13 protein-coding genes and 1 pseudogene are annotated in these 16793 nt (G+C 43.1%); 6 read left to right on the forward strand and 8 right to left on the reverse strand.

The genetic code is table 11. The features are described 5' to 3' along the window. Position 1: 1 nt before the first annotated feature. Positions 2–970 (reverse strand): DUF438 domain-containing protein, encoded by a 969-nt coding sequence (locus ACNORC_RS08925; protein WP_418335281.1) that lies wholly within the window; start codon positions 968–970, stop codon positions 2–4. 219 nt (positions 971–1189) lie between these two features. Between ACNORC_RS08925 and ACNORC_RS08930 the strand changes: the two genes are divergently transcribed. Beyond that, positions 1190–2431: a peptidase U32 family protein gene (locus ACNORC_RS08930; RefSeq protein ID WP_418335282.1), complete on the forward strand. Its 1242-nt coding sequence runs from the start codon at positions 1190–1192 to the stop codon at positions 2429–2431. Further along, a complete protein-coding gene (locus tag ACNORC_RS08935; protein ID WP_418335283.1) occupies positions 2431–2661 on the forward strand; it encodes a ferredoxin in 231 nt (76 codons plus the stop codon). The genes ACNORC_RS08930 and ACNORC_RS08935 overlap by 1 nt, the downstream gene beginning before the upstream one ends. Positions 2662–2724: 63 nt before the next feature. Here the strand turns inward: ACNORC_RS08935 and ACNORC_RS08940 are convergent, their stop codons facing one another. Next, positions 2725–5409 carry a phosphoenolpyruvate carboxylase gene (locus ACNORC_RS08940; RefSeq protein ID WP_418335284.1) on the reverse strand — a complete coding sequence of 895 codons (2685 nt, stop codon included), beginning with the start codon at positions 5407–5409 and terminating at the stop codon, positions 2725–2727. A 162-nt stretch (positions 5410–5571) separates the two neighbouring features. Between ACNORC_RS08940 and ACNORC_RS08945 the strand changes: the two are divergent. Further along, positions 5572–5803 (forward strand): annotated as a pseudogene (locus ACNORC_RS08945) (ferredoxin). 154 nt (positions 5804–5957) lie between these two features. After that, positions 5958–7499: a SulP family inorganic anion transporter gene (locus ACNORC_RS08950; protein WP_418335285.1), complete on the forward strand. Its 1542-nt coding sequence runs from the start codon at positions 5958–5960 to the stop codon at positions 7497–7499. A 3-nt stretch (positions 7500–7502) separates the two neighbouring features. On the opposite strand, the gene xseB is transcribed toward ACNORC_RS08950, so the two are convergent. Both xseB and xseA read right to left on the reverse strand, forming a co-directional pair. Beyond that, positions 7503–7715 carry an exodeoxyribonuclease VII small subunit gene (xseB, locus tag ACNORC_RS08955; protein ID WP_418335286.1) on the reverse strand — a complete coding sequence of 71 codons (213 nt, stop codon included), beginning with the start codon at positions 7713–7715 and terminating at the stop codon, positions 7503–7505. Next, positions 7708–9036: an exodeoxyribonuclease VII large subunit gene (gene xseA / locus ACNORC_RS08960; protein ID WP_418335287.1), complete on the reverse strand. Its 1329-nt coding sequence runs from the start codon at positions 9034–9036 to the stop codon at positions 7708–7710. Before xseA ends, xseB begins: the two co-directional genes overlap by 8 nt. A gap of 462 nt (positions 9037–9498) precedes the next feature. On the opposite strand from xseA, the gene ACNORC_RS08965 reads away from it, so the two are divergent. Further along, positions 9499–11052 carry a glycogen synthase gene (locus ACNORC_RS08965; protein ID WP_418335288.1) on the forward strand — a complete coding sequence of 518 codons (1554 nt, stop codon included), beginning with the start codon at positions 9499–9501 and terminating at the stop codon, positions 11050–11052. Here ACNORC_RS08965 and ACNORC_RS08970 read toward each other — a convergent pair. After that, positions 11049–11531, reverse strand: coding sequence for a glutathione peroxidase (locus ACNORC_RS08970; protein WP_418335289.1), 483 nt, complete (start codon positions 11529–11531; stop codon positions 11049–11051). The two genes, ACNORC_RS08965 and ACNORC_RS08970, sit on opposite strands and share 4 nt — an antisense overlap. A 196-nt stretch (positions 11532–11727) precedes the next feature. On the opposite strand from ACNORC_RS08970, the gene ACNORC_RS08975 reads away from it, so the two are divergent. Further along, positions 11728–14223 (forward strand): glycogen/starch/alpha-glucan phosphorylase, encoded by a 2496-nt coding sequence (locus ACNORC_RS08975; RefSeq protein ID WP_418335290.1) that lies wholly within the window; start codon positions 11728–11730, stop codon positions 14221–14223. On the opposite strand, the gene ACNORC_RS08980 is transcribed toward ACNORC_RS08975, so the two are convergent. From ACNORC_RS08980 to ACNORC_RS08990, 3 genes are read right to left on the reverse strand one after another with little or no spacing between them, the layout of a single operon-like run. Further along, positions 14220–14810, reverse strand: a complete 591-nt coding sequence (locus ACNORC_RS08980; protein WP_418335291.1) for an HD domain-containing protein — start codon at positions 14808–14810, stop codon at positions 14220–14222. The genes ACNORC_RS08975 and ACNORC_RS08980 overlap by 4 nt on opposite strands. Then, positions 14758–15711, reverse strand: a complete 954-nt coding sequence (locus ACNORC_RS08985) for a YitT family protein (RefSeq protein ID WP_418335292.1) — start codon at positions 15709–15711, stop codon at positions 14758–14760. The genes ACNORC_RS08980 and ACNORC_RS08985 overlap by 53 nt, the downstream gene beginning before the upstream one ends. Next, positions 15711–16766: a response regulator gene (locus ACNORC_RS08990; protein ID WP_418335293.1), complete on the reverse strand. Its 1056-nt coding sequence runs from the start codon at positions 16764–16766 to the stop codon at positions 15711–15713. The genes ACNORC_RS08985 and ACNORC_RS08990 overlap by 1 nt, the downstream gene beginning before the upstream one ends. Positions 16767–16793 lie beyond the last annotated feature (27 nt).

Below are 16793 nucleotides of genomic sequence, written 5' to 3' on the forward strand. Positions count from 1 at the left end.
TCTAATCCCATTCCAACAGCCTTTTTTCACCCTCTATATTTTTAATGTCGGTGATATCCTGAGACATTTCTATTACTCCGCGGTACTTTTTATCCTTATCACGTACAGCGAAATACCTGATGTAAATGAGTCTTTCTTTGAAATTGATCCAGAAAGAAGCTTCGTTCCGGTTGCCCTTTTTAAATTCTTCCAGGATCTTCAGCACTGTTCCCACACTTTTTGGAGGATGACAGAATTTGACTTCCCTGCCAATGATACCTGCACTGCGAGGAAATACGCGCTCTTCCCCACGGTTATAGAAGATAACCTTGTCGTTCTCATCCACATAGGTGAGGTCCAGGGGCATGGTTTTTAGCAACAGGTTTACCTGCTCCACAGTCATATAGCCTTCGTCATAGTGAGACGTGTTATCAAGAGAAAAGGAAAGCTCCCTCTTTGTGTGGTCATCGCTGGGGTGAATATATTCAGGTTCTTCCTGAAAACCGGCGGGGGCTTCAGCCAACATCCAGCCTATTTCTTCTTCACCCTTTCTGGCTTCTTTCCAGTCTTCTTCAGTCAACAGGTCGAGGGAATGGGGGAATAGCACATTTTCTTCAATGAGAAGCAGCCGGTAGATGCCGCTAATGAGATATGAACTATCTGCTTTTGCTTCCTGGTATTCCCTGTTTTCGATCTTCTTCCGAAGCAACCGAAATTGCTCCCGTAAGTTGTCATGGAAAGACCACATTCCTTGAGAAGGACCATTCCAGCCGCGTTTTTCAAGATAGGGGAACAACTGGTTCTCTTTTCGCTCAAAACGCCGTTCTATCTGTTGTAACTGATTGAAGATATTATAGAATTTCTGGTATTCCTTCTCGGGATCGGTGGCCTTCAATTCTTCGGAAAGTTCCAGTATAAGTTCTTTTTCTTTAAAGTAAATGCTAACGGGATGTCCCTGTGGCAGGGCTTCAATATCAAGTGTTTCGTTCATGGTTCCGGTATTTTGTTCGGGGCAAAGGAAGAAAACCATCAGAAGCTTAATTATGACTATAGTCACAAGCCGAAAATAATTCGGAGACTTTTGTCCCAAAAATGCCATTTCCTGATCTTCGTCATATTTTGATCAGCATGATGCTATTTTCTTTGCCACCTGAAAAAATTAGCCCGGCAATCACTTTTTTGCTGAGGCTGTGTATATATTCTGAAAATTATGGCAAGATCTGGTAAGATGGAATTGATGGCCCCTGCAGGTAATTTTGAATCCTTGCAGGCGGCAATTGACAACGGGGCAGATTCCGTTTACTTTGGGGTGGAGCAGCTCAATATGCGTGCACGTGCTTCCATTAATTTTACGATGGATGACCTGCCGGAGATAGTTATAAGATGCGAGGCTAAGAAAGTCCGCAGCTATCTTACTTTGAATACCATAGTCTACGACCATGATCTTTCCTTAATTAAAACTTTGCTGGCTAAGGCCAAAGAGGCGGGAGTAACTGCAGTGATCGCTTCAGATCAGGCGGTGATCGCTTCTGCACGTGCAATGGGGGTCAATGTGCATATTTCCACTCAGTTGAACATTACCAATATTGAGACTGTAAAGTTCTACAGCCTGTTTGCTGAAACCATGGTGCTGTCTCGGGAACTTAGTTTGCGGCAGGTGAAAAAGATCACCGAGCAGATCGAAAAAGAACAAATTAAAGGCCCATCCGGAGAACTGGTCAAAATTGAGGTTTTTGGCCATGGAGCCCTTTGTATGGCAGTTTCCGGAAAATGTTATCTAAGCCTGCACTCACACAATTCATCGGCCAACCGCGGCGCCTGTAAACAGAACTGCCGAAAGAAATACACGGTGATCGACCAGGAATCCGGTTTTGAGGTGGAGATCGATAATGAATATATGATGTCTCCAAAAGACCTTTGTACTATCAACTTTTTGGACGAAGTGGCCGATGCCGGAGTACAGGTGTTGAAGATAGAAGGCCGTGGCCGCGCACCTGAATATGTGGCGACCGTCACAAAAGCCTATCGCGAAGCCATTGATGCACTTCAAAATGGATGTTTTTCCGAAGAGAAAGTGGAGCAGTGGATGGAAGAACTCAGTAAAGTCTATAACCGCGGATTCTGGAGTGGATATTACCTGGGGCAGCAACTGGGAGAATGGAGCAAAACTTCCGGATCCCAGGCATCACAAAAAAAGGTGTACGTGGGGAAAGGAATGCATTATTTTCCCAAAGCCGGGGTAGCCGAATTCCAAATAGAAGCATACGACATCAAAAAAGGGGACAGGATATTAGTCACCGGCCCAAGCACCGGAGCTCAGGAACTGGTGCTGGAGGAAATGTTTGTGAACGACGTGGCTTCAGACAAAGCTACCAAAGGTGACAGCTGTACTATAAAAACCCCTTTCCGGGTGCGACTTTCAGACAGACTTTACAAACTGGTGGAAGCCTGATGGTGGTGATAACCTTGCAGCGGCCCAAGTGCATTGGATGCAATTACTGCGTCGAACTGGCGCCGGAACAGTTCCGGATGTCCAAAAAAGACGGAAAATGTGTGCTGCTCAAGGCAACCGACAAAAAAGGCTTTCACACCCTAAAATCCCCCGACCATTCCATTCTGGAATCCGCTGAAGCTGCCGCAAAGGCTTGTCCTGTAAAAATAATTTCAGTAAAGGAAATTTGAATTTATAAAAAAAGCACACGCTTTGAGAACGTGTGCTTGTTAATACTTGACTCCATCTCAGGATCAACCGGTATTTTTAAGTCCGCTGGCAAGTGCGGTAGTAATTTGCAGTAGATGTGTTACTAAACTGTCATCTTCTGTTTTGCTCTGAGACTTTCTCCATTCTTCCAGGTATTTGATCTGTAACCTGTGCAGGGAGATCAAAACGTCTTTTCTTCGATCCAGATTATCCAGTAAGCTCAGTCTTCTTTCTTCACGTTTTTGTTCAAACATGGCAGCGACCTCATCCAGGCCTTTTTCATGCTCGTTTTTAATAAGAGTAGTCAATTCTTTCCTTACCTCAGGATCCTGCACAAGGGAGGCGTAGGCTTCCATTACATCGGGTTCTGCATTCATAAGGTTCGTTTCAACCTGTATCAACACATATCTGAAAAAAGGCCATTCATGGGAAACATTTTTTAATTGTTGGTATTGTTCAGGATTCTCAGATCTCAATTTCTGTAAGGCAGATCCTAATCCATACCAACCGGTAATAGTAAAACGCGATTGATTCCAACTAAAGACCCAGGGTATAGCCCTTAAGTCATTTAAGGTTCTTGTGCCGGTTCGTCTTGCAGGGCGGGACCCAATCTTACTCAATTCCAGGACGTCTATTGGAGTGGCCTCACCATAAAAAGTGAGAAAAGAAGGATGCCCGATCAATTTCTGATATTTCTCTCTGGAGTATTCTGCCAATTGCCTTAGCGCCTTAATTGGAAACTCTTCTCTAGTAGCCGGATATAGCCGGTTCCCGGTTTGTAAAGCAGTTCCCGAAAGTAGCATTTCGAGGTTATAAGTGGCTGTAAGCATATTGGCAAATTGCTGGGCTATGGTCTCGCCCTGGACGGTAAGCTTGATCTCTCCGCTCAAACTTCCGGGAGGCATACTTTCCAGGAAACGGTGGTATTTACCGCCACCTCTACTTATGGTTCCTCCAATTCCATGGAAAAACCGCAATTCTACTCCGTGCTTGTCTCCGGTCTCAGTAAGGGCTTTTTCCGCCCGGTAGATATTCCACCGGCTGGCCAGTATTCCTCCGTCTTTGTTACTATCGCTGTAACCCAGCATGATCTCCTGTGTTCTTTTCTCCTTTCCGGGATAGGAGGGATGACTAAGGAAGCTGTCCAGTATATCTCCGGAAACCAGAAGGTCATCAATGGTTTCAAATAATGGAACTACCTGGAAAGTATCCCTGTCAATACCAACTTCTCTAAAGAATAGATATATTACAAGTAAATCACTTAACTGTCGGGTCATACTTACAATGAAGGAGCCTACTCCCTGCGGGCCATATTTGTCGGTATGTTTTTTTACTACCTTATAACTTTCCAGAACTTTATCAGCTTCCGGACCAAAAGATTTGCCTGCTATGGCAAAGGGCCGTGGGTTTTTTAATTCTTCCGAAATAAATTTCACCCGCTCCTCTTCACTCCAGGTCCTGTATTTGGGTAGATCAGGTAAGGTATGACTAAGAATCTGTTCCAGCGCTTTATCGTGAAATTCACTGTTTTGCCTAATGTCAAGACGGGCAAGGTGGAATCCAAAGCATTGAATTATACGTTCTACAGGGAACAAAAGATCTTCTGCAATTCGTTTAGCACCTATCTCCAGAAGGCTTTCCCTTAATATTTGTAAATCCTGGTACAGATCTCCCGGCCGGTTATAAATTAAAGTATCCTTATTTGCATCGTCTTTGGTATTTTCCAGCTGTAGAAGAACAAGACTTACAAATTGTCTCCAGGGTTCATATGGATTTCTGGAAAGAACCTGCTTTCCAGCTTCTCCCAGCTCATTTGATTTTTTAGTAATGGCTTCCTGAAGTTCTTGGGTAACCTTATTACGTGTTCCCGAAAAACTAATAGCTGCCGCCAAACGTTGAAGTTCATCATGCACCAGTTCCAGAGCTGTCTTTCTGTGTTCGATCAAAGTTGATTTGGTGACAGCAGCTGTAACATAGGGGTGGCCGTCGCGATCGCCACCTACCCAGGTGCCAAATTCCATAGTTGGAAAGCTAAGATTTTCCTGAGAAAAGCCCATATTGAGCCAACTCTGCTTCAATTGAATGTCACTTTTTCTCAATGCCTGTGGGAAAACTTTACTGTAATAGTGTACAACGTTCCTTCTCTCCATCTCTACAGTTGGCTTTTTGAGATAGACCTCTCCCGTGCGCCACCATCTTTCAAGCAGCGTCTTAATATCCTCAGCAACTACTTTGCGCTCAATAAAAGAATAGGAGGTGTTCTTCAGCTTTATCAGGTTTAAGTAGATCTCCCGATGCAGCTCAAGTATTGAGATTCGCTTTGTTTCTGTAGGGTGTGCAGTAAGTACAGGTATCAGTTTTACTTTCTCAATGATCTTCTGCATTTGTTCTTCGCTCAGGCCTTTCTCCTTCCAGCGGTGAAAAGTTTCACTCCAGGATCCTCTTATAGCTTTCATCCCATTACTGTCAGTAAGCTTACGGCGGTATTGTACTGCACCATTCTCTTCCACCAGGTTCATAAGCTGCAAGTAAATACTCAATACCTGGATTTGTTTTTTTTCCAGGGCAACATTTGATGAAATTGAATCTTTTAGATCTTCATGCCTGGTCAATAAATTGGCCAGTTCATGCTCACCAAGGTCGGTTAGGACTTCCTGAAAGCAACTGGTGAGAAATTGCATGTCTGTGTCTATTTTTTTAAATGCCTTATTTTGGGTGTTCTCTACCATTTTTAAAATGAATTTGTAAGGATATTTTGAGTCAACAATTTACTGAAACCATCACCGACTTTAAAGGATGTAAGGCATTTAAAAGTGAAAAAATTAAGAAAACGTTTTAGTAAATCATAAAAGCTAGAAGGGTTTTATGAGAATATAACTTTTCTATACTCTTTGCATTATGATGGTGCCTCTTCTTTGAAAAACTACTCAAAGAATTACTGCGTCGAACTGGCACCGAAACAGTTCCGGATGCCTAAAAAAGACGGAAAATGTGTGCTGCTGAAGGCTACCGACAAAAAATGGCTTTCACACCCTAAAATCCCCCGACCATTCCATTCTGGAATCTGCTGAAGCTGCCGCAAAGGCTTGTCCGGTCAAGATCATTTCTGTCAAAGAGGTCTGATTTCCTAATCCGATTTAAATTCCTATTTTTGCCGGCTTAAAAAAAGAGCGGGAAAAGGTCCTTTTTCAGAAGGTAATGGCAAACGAAATACTGATTGTCAATTTTTTGATACCTTCAAAGGGAAAGCATTCTTCCTCTTTTCAAACCTATTGACATGAAAGTAATTGCCAATTTTTTCGATTTCCCTCACAAAGTAGATATTAAAACCGAAATTCTGGCAGGAGTGACTGTGGCCCTGGCCCTCATTCCGGAGGCAGTGGCATTTGCAATGATCGCAGGATTATCACCCCTTACCGGTCTTTATGCCGCCTTTGTAATGGGGCTTATCACCTCTATTTTGGGTGGCCGTCCCGGAATGATCTCGGGTGCTACGGGAGCTGTCGCGGTGGTGATTGTTTCCCTGGTAGTCTCTCATGGTCCTGAATACATCTTTGCAACCGTAATTCTTGCCGGAATAATACAAATTCTGGCCGGGGTTTTTAGATTGGGAAAACTAATAAGGCTGGTACCGCATTCGGTGATCTTTGGATTCGTAAACGGACTGGCGATTATAATCTTCATGTCGCAGTTAGGTAATTTTAAAGCCGTAAATGATGCGGGAGAACTGGTTTGGATGACCGGCAGTAATCTTTACACCATGCTTGGACTGGTGCTTACTACCATGTTGATCATCTGGGGATTGCCAAAGCTTACAAAGGCTTTTCCTTCATCTTTGGCTGCAATCCTGGTAGTTTTCGGGATCGTTGTCTTTGCAGGGATCGATACCAAAACAGTGGGCGATATAGCCTCAATTAAAGGTGGTTTCCCTCCCTTTCATATTCCCATGATCCCTTTTACCTGGGAAGCGTTGGGAGTGATTTTCCCTTACGCTGCTATTGTGGCGGGGGTTGGTTTGATCGAAAGCTTACTTACTCTGAATATAGTTGATGAGATCACCGAGACCCGTGGTCGTGGAAATAAAGAATGTGTGGCGCAGGGAACTGCTAATGTGCTATCAGGATTTTTCTCCGGAATGGGTGGTTGTGCCATGATAGGGCAAAGTCTTATCAACGTGTCTTCCGGGGCAAGAGCGAGATTGTCCGGAATTGTAGCAGCCGTTATGCTGCTGGTATTTATTATGTTCGCCGCCGATATTATTGAGTTGCTGCCAATGGCTGCCCTCACCGGGGTGATGATCATGGTTTCTATTGGAACCTTCGAATGGGCGAGTTTTAAAACCTTCCGCAGAATGCCGAAGTCAGATGTGCTGGTAATGGTGCTGGTGACGCTGGTGACTATTTTCCTTCACAATTTGGCGCTGGCCGTGCTTGTTGGGGTGATCATCTCAGCTCTTGTGTTTGCCTGGGACAACGCCAAACGCATTCGAGCCCGTAAATATGTGGATGACAAAGGAGCGAAACACTACGAGATCTATGGCCCGCTTTTCTTCGGAAGCGTTACTGCTTTCAATGAAAAATTTGACGTGCTAAACGATCATGATGAGGTGATCATTGATTTTTCTGAAAGTCGTATCGTCGACATGTCCGGAATTGAAGCCGTAAATAAACTTACCGAACGTTACCTGAAGCAAGGGAAGAAACTCCACCTGAGACATCTTAGCCGCGATTGCAGGAACCTGCTCAAGAATGCCGATGAGATCATTGAGGTGAATATTCTGGAAGATCCAACCTGGAAAGTGGCGGTAGATAAAGTATAGGTTCTACTCTTCTACCGAATAATTTTTGATCTCTTCGAGGATCTCCTGTACGTTCTTTTCGGTCTTGAAAAGTTTGTCCTTGCAGATCTTTAAAAGTTCAGAGGCCCGCTTAATGCGGGTGTCCAGCTGGTCGATCCCTATTTCTGAATTTTCCATTTCTGAAACGATCTCCTGCAGCTCATTAAAAGCTTCGGTATAACTTATTTTTTTAGTCATTTTCTGAAGGGTTTTTTGTTGATTCAACAGTACTGATGATGCTGCCTTTATATAATCGCGTCTCTAATTGTAGAGCAGGATCCAACTCATCAATACTGCGCAAGGTTTTTCCATTTTGGCGTGTAATACTGAAGCCTCTTTTTAAAATGCTCTGCGGAGAGAGCAATTCTATCTTCTCTTCCAAAAAAGCGGTTTTTTGACGGGCTTCTTTTATGGAATTAAGCGCATCTGAAAAAAGGCTTTTTTCGAGCTGTTTCAATTCGCTTCTTTGACTTCGGAAGTTTTCCCGGCTGTCAGAGATCAGTAGATGCGCAAGTCGGGACAGTTCAGCCCTGTTATGGGCAAGCGTATTTTGGGTAAGGGAATTAAAGAGGCGGGATATTTCCTGAAGCGAAGTCTTCTCCTTCCGGAACCGCCACTGACTTTCTTTTTCCAGTCTTTCCGAAGCCAGGTTCACCGGCACTGCAAAATCGTGGAATTTCTGAAGCAGGAATTCGGCTATTTTGGTGGGCGTGATAAAACTCGCATAGCTCACCATCTCACTCACCGTAACGTTGGTGGAATGCCCAATCCCTGTCAACACCGGAATGGGAAAAGTAGCGATCTTTTCAGCAAGCGAATAATCGTCGAAGCAACTTAGTCCCACTTCACCGCCGCCGCCCCGAATGATGGCCACCTCATCAAATACTCCGCTGTGTTTCCTGATCTTTTCAAGCTGAGCTGTGATAGTGGTCACGGCCCGTTCCCCCTGAAGTATCGCCGGAAAAAGCAGGTGATGGAAACGATATTTCCAGGCATTGGTGTTGATGACGTTGAGGAAATCCAGATATCCTTTGCTGGTCTCTACAGAAATTACAGCAATGGTTTTAGGTAAAAGCACCAGCTCTTTTTTCTTATTGGCCTCAAAAAGATTTTCTTTTTTAAGCCGCTCTACGGTGGCAGCTTTTTCCCGCGCCAGTTCTCCCAGGGTGTATTCAGGGTCAATGTCGAGAATATTTAATGCGAGGCCGTGAACCGGATGATAGGTAACATAGCCCTGCAGCACCACCGTCATATTGTCCCTGAGTTCCTCTTTAAGAACCGACTTAAATTTCCTGTTGATGTTCTCAAAAGTACTGGCCCAAATGTTCCCGCGCAGTTCGGCAATGACCTTCCCGTTCTTTTTTTCTACCAGGGCAGGATAACAGTGCCCCGATTTTGTGTAATAATTCAGCTTGACGATCTCGGCCTTGATCCACACAATTTTGCTGCAATGCTCCTCCACAACCTTCTGTATGGAGCGGGTGAGCTGGGAGAGGGAAAAAACAGTTTTTTCAGACAAGCTGCCGGGGTTTGAGTGCCATGGCTAAGCTACAAATTTCAGCTAAAAGATGATTTTCATTTTTTCTGAGATTCCGGAAGTTTTTATTTAATGATTGCTTTACAATGCCTTGACATTCAATAGGGTGAAAAATGATTTCTTTGAGCTGTTCCTTTTAATTAAAAATGTAGGTTATGGTCTTGGCACTTCTTTTCGTTTGCACCGGGGTTTTTATTGTACTATTGGCAACCGCTTCCTGGATGCGCATCCTCTTAGGTTCCCGATATAATTGAATTTTATCGAAAAAATGATAGTTCCCAAAAAAGCCATTTTTGAGAGGTAAGTATTTCGGAAGAGGGACTCGAAAAAGAGATTTTTGAGTATCTATTTTTAGTAAATGTTTAACCAATTGATATAGTTTTAGTTAGGTTTAATTGCGATACTTTCGCAACAGATATTCACGGGTTAAAATGTTCAGGATTTATGAAGAATTTTCTATTTGTTGCTTCGGAAAATGATGCTATTGCAAACTGCAAAGTTGGAGGAGTGGGGGATGTTATTAGGGATGTGCCAAGGCAGATCTCCGAAAGGGGAGATCGCGTACATGTGGTGGTGCCCTCGTACTCCAGATTGCATCAAAATGGAAAACTGGTGGCTACCCTTAACATTACTCTTAAAGGAGAGGAACAGGAGGCATATCTCTATGAGGTAAAAGGAAAAGAGGAGTTTGATAACATCACCCATTATGTGGTGCATCACCCGGAGATCAAGGCCGGGAACCTGGGTGGCGTGTATCATCACGATGAGGAGCCTTTCTTTAATGATGTGGTGAAGTATACCATCTTTTGTACCGCTGTAGCAGAGGCTATCAAAAATGACATTTTTGGGGAGCTTGATATAGTCCATCTTCATGACTGGCATTCCAGTATGCTGTTATTCCTGAGACGTTACCATACCGAATATTCCGAACTTAAGAATTTGCGGTTCGTTTACTGTATTCACAACCTTGCCCTGCAGGGAATAAGACCGTTCAATAACAGTTACTCCTCTTTACACTCGTGGTTTCCGGAAGTGGAATTCAAAGAAGAGGAACTTCGGGATCCCAGATACCGCGATTGTTTTAATCTAATGGCCCTGGGCATCAGGTTTGCTGATGCGGTGCACACCGTATCGCCGTCTTATAAGCAGGATGTCCTTCTCCCGAGTGATGCTCCGGAATTTATTGGGGGAGAGGGGCTGGAAAATGACCTCAAACAGGCAGACAGAGAAGACAGGTTCCACGGCATCCTGAATGGTTCAAATTACCATACCAAAGAAGTCAAAAAAGGAAGATTGTTTCCAAATATTGCCACCACAATCTTTCGGCAACTTCAGAATGAAACTGACCGTCATAAGGCAGAGTTTTTGGCTCATACAGGGGAAAAGATCGTTCCTTATCTCAAGAAACGTCCAAAATTTATTTCTGCAAGCGTGGCCCGGCTTACCGAGCAAAAATTCTATTTCTTTAAACGCTCTCCGGAGTCTCTCCTAAATATCCTTGACCAGTTGGAAGAGGTCGGCGGAATTTATGTGCTCCTGGGAACCGGGGCTCCAGATTATGAAGAATTACTTCGGAAGGTAAGTTACCAGAGAAAGAACTTTATTTTTATGAATACCCAATGTGAAGCTGTGGTGAATTCCATCTACCGCGATTCAGATCTGTATTTCATGCCAAGCCTTTTCGAACCCTGCGGAATCAGCCAGATGCTGGCAATGAGAAACGGACAACCCTGCCTGGTCCATCATACCGGCGGGCTGAAAGATACCGTGCAACATGTACACACAGGGTTTGCCTTTGACGGGAAGACGTATGACGAAAAAGTCTACAATATGGTAGAAAGCTTTAAAGAAGCTCTGCATCTATTCGAGAACGAAAAAAATACCTGGAAACAGATACAGGTGAATGCCCGAAAAATGAGGTTTACCTGGAAAAAATCGGTGGATGAATATTATAAACTCCTGTACGCGTTCAACGGTCCTGAATTCAAGGTAGCCTAGGAATTACTGTTCACCGGTAAATATTCTGCAATTTTCTCCGGTTTGGTGACCGGAGAAAATCTTTCAACCGGCTTCCCGTTGCTGTCGATCAGGAATTTGGTGAAGTTCCATTTGATCTTTCCTCCCAGGAATCCGCTGAGTTCTTTTTTGAGATATTTAAAAAGAGGATGGGCATTTCGTCCGTTGACCTCAACTTTAGAAAACATGGGAAAAGTAACTCCGTAGTTTACGACACAGCCTTTTGCGATATCCTCTTCATCACCGGGTTCTTGTTTTCCGAATTGGTTACAGGGAAATCCCAGCACAACTAGTCCATTATCTTTATGCTCCCGATACAATTTTTCAAGGCCTTCAAGTTGGGGAGTAAATCCACATTCAGAAGCAGTATTGACGACTATTACTGTTTTTCCGCGGAATTCTTCCATCTCGATTGTTTCTCCATTCAGGCTCTTGGCGGAAAAGGAATAAAATTTACTCATGTTGCTCTTTGTTTAAGATTGAATTTTTCCGCAGTATTTAATAACCGGAAAACGGTAAAAATAAGAAATTCAAAAATAGGATTGGGAGGGTGGAGATCTTGAAATACTTCTCTTGTTAATTTTCTTAAAGTTATCTTATTTAAAAAAATATAGCTTCCAAATCCTGATATTTTCATTAATTTTTCAAAAAAAGCAGATGAAACGAGAGAATAAGAAACTTGAAAAACATTTTTTATCCCAAATAGAGAATACTGAAAAAATAGGGTTCTCAAAAGAAGAAATAAAAGCTTCGTTTTTAAAAAAGCTTTTTTACAATCTGGGAAGGGTGCCGCAAGTGGCCACAGAAAATGACCTGTATAAAGCCCTCGCCCTTACAGTCCGGGACAGGGCATTCCGGCAATTCGTACGATCTACGGCTGAGTTTGCACAAAAGGATGCCCGTGCGGTGGCTTATCTCTCTGCGGAATATTTACCGGGTCCACACCTTGGCAAAAATCTTTTGAATCTGGAGATCACTGATGAGACCCGAGAGGCCCTGAAAGAACTGGACCTTGATCTGGATGAGATCCTGCGGGAAGAGGTGGAACCCGGCTTAGGGAATGGCGGACTTGGTCGCCTGGCTTCCTGTTACATGGATTCCATGGCTACTCTAGGAGTTCCGGCAATTGGCTACGGCATTCGCTATGAATTCGGGATCTTCAATCAAAATATTAAGAATGGCTGGCAATCTGAAGAAACAGATCTTTGGTTGCATTACGGAAACCCATGGGAAGTGGTGAGGCCGGAAATTGCTTACGAGATAAAATTCGGGGGCAGGACCGAGCATTGGGTAGACGAGAATGATAAATATCAGGTAGAGTGGATCCCCGATTCCGAATTAAAAGGAACAGCCTATGATACTCCCATTTTAGGATATCAAAGCAATGGTATCATCATGAGGTTGTGGAAGGCTGAAGCTATAGAATCATTCGATTTTAGTGTTTATAACGTAGGAGATTATTACAAGGCTGTTGAGAAAAAAATGCGTTCTGAAAACCTTACCAAAGTACTTTACCCTAATGATGAAAACCTTTCAGGAAAAGAACTGCGTTTAAAACAACAGTATTTCTTTGTATCGTGTTCGTTGCAGGATATCATAAGGTTACAGTTGATGCAGGGAAGAAAACTGGAAGATCTACACAAGAAATTTACCATTCAGTTGAACGATACTCATCCTTCAATTGCGGTGGCAGAGCTAATGAGGCTCCTGGTCGACGAACACCAGATGGAATGGGTGGATGCCTGGAATATCACGAAGAACACCTTTGCCTATACCAACCATACTTTACTTCCGGAAGCTCTGGAGAGATGGTCGGTTGGACTTTTAGGCCGGTTGCTACCTCGCCACCTGGAGATCATATATGAGATCAATAACCGTTTTCTGAATGAGTTAAAGGAAAGGAATTATAATGGCGAACAAATGGCGAGAATGTCTCTTATTGATGAAAGCGGAGAAACTTCTGTGCGCATGGCACACCTCGCTACCGTTGGAAGCTACAAGGTCAATGGTGTTTCGGCACTACATTCGGGACTGTTAAAAAAACAGGTGCTGAATGATTTCGCTGACCTCTGGCCCGAAAAATTTACGAATGTGACCAATGGAGTGGATCATCGCCGCTTTCTAGGGGTAAGTAATCCCCGTCTTTCGGAGTTGATCTCTAAAAAGATCGGAAAGCATTGGCTAACAGATCTTATGCAGCTGCATCAACTGGAAAAATTCAGTGATGATAAGACTTTTCAGAAGAAATGGATGGAAATTAAGCTGCAGAATAAAAAGGAACTGGCAGCGCACATGGAGGAAAGGACCGGAATTTCAGTAGATCCAAAAATGCTGTTTGACGTGCATGTTAAGAGGATTCATGAATATAAGCGTCAACATTTAAAAGTCCTCCATATTTTAAGCCTTTATAAACGCCTCAAAAATGGAGATGATAAGAACATTGTGCCTACCGCTTTCATTTTTGGTGGAAAAGCCGCTCCCGGTTACTTTATGGCGAAACTCATCATCAAGCTTATAAATTCAGTAGGTGATCTGGTCAACAATGATGAGCAGGTGAAAGATCGCTTAAAAGTTGTTTTCTTACCCAATTTCAATGTGAAACAGGCGCAGGTGGTGTACCCCGCGGCTGATCTTTCTGAACAGATATCTTTGGCCGGTAAAGAAGCTTCAGGAACAGGTAATATGAAGTTTGCACTCAATGGAGCCTTGACTGTTGGAACACTGGATGGGGCCAATGTGGAGATCAGGGAAGAAGTAGGGGATGAGAATTTCTTCCTTTTTGGACAATCTACCGAAGAGGTTCAAAAAACACGGGCTGAAGGATACCGTCCCTATAAATATTATGAACAGAATGAGGAACTTCGGGAGGTACTTGATCTTTTGATTTCCGGAGAATTGTCTGACGGTGATAAAGAACTTTTCAGGCCGCTGTATAACAATCTTTTACAGCAGGACCCTTACCAATTACTTAAAGATTACCAGTCTTACATTGATAAGCAGGAAGAGATCCATAAGGTTTGGAGCAAACCCGGAGAATGGGCAAAAAAGTCTATTCTGAATGTAGCTAATATTGGGAAGTTTTCTTCAGACAGGTCTATAAAAGACTACTGTACTACGATTTGGAAGATCGATCCTGTAAGGGTAGAGGATTAACCCAGTTGGCGCATGTTCTTTCTGATTTTTTCCAGGTTCAGGAGTTTTTTAGGCTCCCGGTGCGTTTGGCAATAATTGGTATGGTAGTGATGGTTGGTAAGAAAGTTTACCTGTATTTCATTCCATTGTTCAACTGTAAGATCTGGTTCAAAATGCTTCATTTCCAGGTATAGCCTTTGGCTGATTTCACCAAAATTATCTGTACCCAGGTATTCCAGGTCTGCATCAGCAAGGATCATCTCTAACTTATTCTTCGGTTTTTGGGGAATTTTGGTTGCCATGATCATTCCGCAGATCTTTTTGATCTCTTCTTCGGGAAATCCAAATTCAGGAAGTTCCTTAGTGGCCATTTCACAACTTATGGTCTCGTGATCCTTCCGCTGAATTATGAATCCGCAGTCATGATACAGGGCAGCTATTTTAATTAGAAAAAGGTCCCTATCGGCGATTTTTTCCTTCTTACCTATAAATTCTGCCATTTCCAGCACATATAAAGTGTGAGCCGGATTGTGATATTTTAAATAGGATGGAAGCTTACTTTCCAGTTTCGATATCACTCTCGTATATATCTGTGGGAATCTGTTCATGTATCTTATTTTGTTCTGTTTGTTTACCAATTCCGCCTTTCACTTCTTTGATTCTTTGAACAAAGAAGAAAGCGTGGGGATCTATTTTTAGGGTAGCTTCTTTTATTCGATGTATTTCAAGTCTGGTAACTATAGTCATTACAATATCACAGTTGTGCCGAACTTCATAAGAACCGGGTAAATATCCTCTTTCCCCTTTATAAACGGTGATAGCTTTTCCAAAAGTATTCACGATCAGGGATTTCACAAGATCACAATCCTTTGAAATAATAGTAAGGGCCGTAAATTCTTCGAAGCCATCCACCACGTAATCTGATGTTTTCATTGCCGTAAAGTACACCAGGAAGGAATACATAGCGGTTTCCACGCTAAAAACAAAGGCTGCTCCCAGGTAAATAAGAGCATTAAGAGCCAGGATTATTTCCCCGGCCGTGAACCCGGAGTTTCTTACCGTGTAGAAGGCCATGATCTCCAGCCCGTCCAGCACTCCGCCACCTTTGATCACCAGGCCAATACCGAGTCCAATCAGGAACCCTCCAAAAAAGGCGATCAGAACCTTATCATCAGTCACCGCCGGAATTTCAATGAAATGCATCAGGATGGTGAGAAAAAGTATATAGATCAAGGCACGAACTGCAAAGGTCTTACCGATCTTTCGGTAACCCAGGTAAAGAAAAGGTATGTTAACTATTACGAGCAATATGGTGAAAGGAACTCCTATTAGATCTTCCAGAACAATACAGATCCCGGTCACCCCGCCATCTAAAAAGTGGTTGGGAAGCATAAAAGCCTCCAGGGCGATCATGGCTGAGAAAACCCCAAGAATAGAGTAAATCAGAGACGATAAGGAAAAGATCGAACCCCAGTTTACTCTGTCTGAATTGCTTATAGAATTTGCCATTACTGCGCTTGACGTTCTTTAAGAACCTCATAAAGGTGAATTGGTTCTTTTTTGTTCTTAATAGTTTTAAGGCCTATATCCCGGCATTCAAAAAGGTCCTTTACGTGTTCAAAATTTTCAGCAGTGATCAGGATCTGGTTTACGCTGGCCGAGCTCTGTAACCTCGAAGCCACGTTGACCACATCACCAATCACGGTGTAGTCAAGCCGTCTAAGGGTGGAGGAGCCGATATTTCCGGAAACCATTTCCCCACTGTTGACACCAATGGATATTTGGGGGCGATAGTGGTTTTCGTTATCAACCTCAGGTAAATTGGTAAGCTTGTTCCTTATGGAAAGACAGGCTTCAAGAGCCCTTTTTCGATGGCCTTCATCTAAAAACACTGCCATTACACAATCCCCCATGAATTTATCTACAATGCCCTTATGGTTAATGATCTCTTCTACCATAATATCAAAGTAGGTATTAAGAAGTTCTACTACCACATCCGGTTTTTGGGTTTCACTGATCTTTGTGAATTCCACAATATCAATAAAAGCCACTGAACCCTCTACAGTTTCATTCTCAAAAAGGGAAGATTCGATCTCCCTTCGCTCCATAAAATTCAGCACCGTCTCATCCACATACATTCTCAAAATATTATTCTCCTTAACCGCTTTTAGAGTCCGTTTTATTTCCTTCACGTGCTCCAGGGTTCTGTCAATGGTGATCTCCAGGTCTTTAAAATCTACAGGCTTAGTAACAAAATCAAAGGCGCCCCTGTTCATGGCAATACGAATGTTTTCCATATCACCGTAGGCAGAAACGATCACAGATTTCAAAAGGGAATTAGTCTCTCTGATCTTGGAAAGGAGGGTAAGTCCGTCCATTTCAGGCATGTTGATATCACTCAGGACCAACTCCACATCCGGATTCTTTTCCAGCTGTTCCAAAGCCTGTCTCCCGTTCATGGCGAAAAGGAATTCGTATTCATTCTGCTTTATCTTCTGTCTGAATTTTTGCTTAATAAGTATCTCCAGATCAGCCTCATCATCCACTACTAAAATTTTTGCCATAATGAAATGGATTTCTAATTAAACATT

This window comes from Salinimicrobium soli (assembly GCF_048323655.1).
GTDB lineage: Bacteria > Bacteroidota > Bacteroidia > Flavobacteriales > Flavobacteriaceae > Salinimicrobium > Salinimicrobium soli.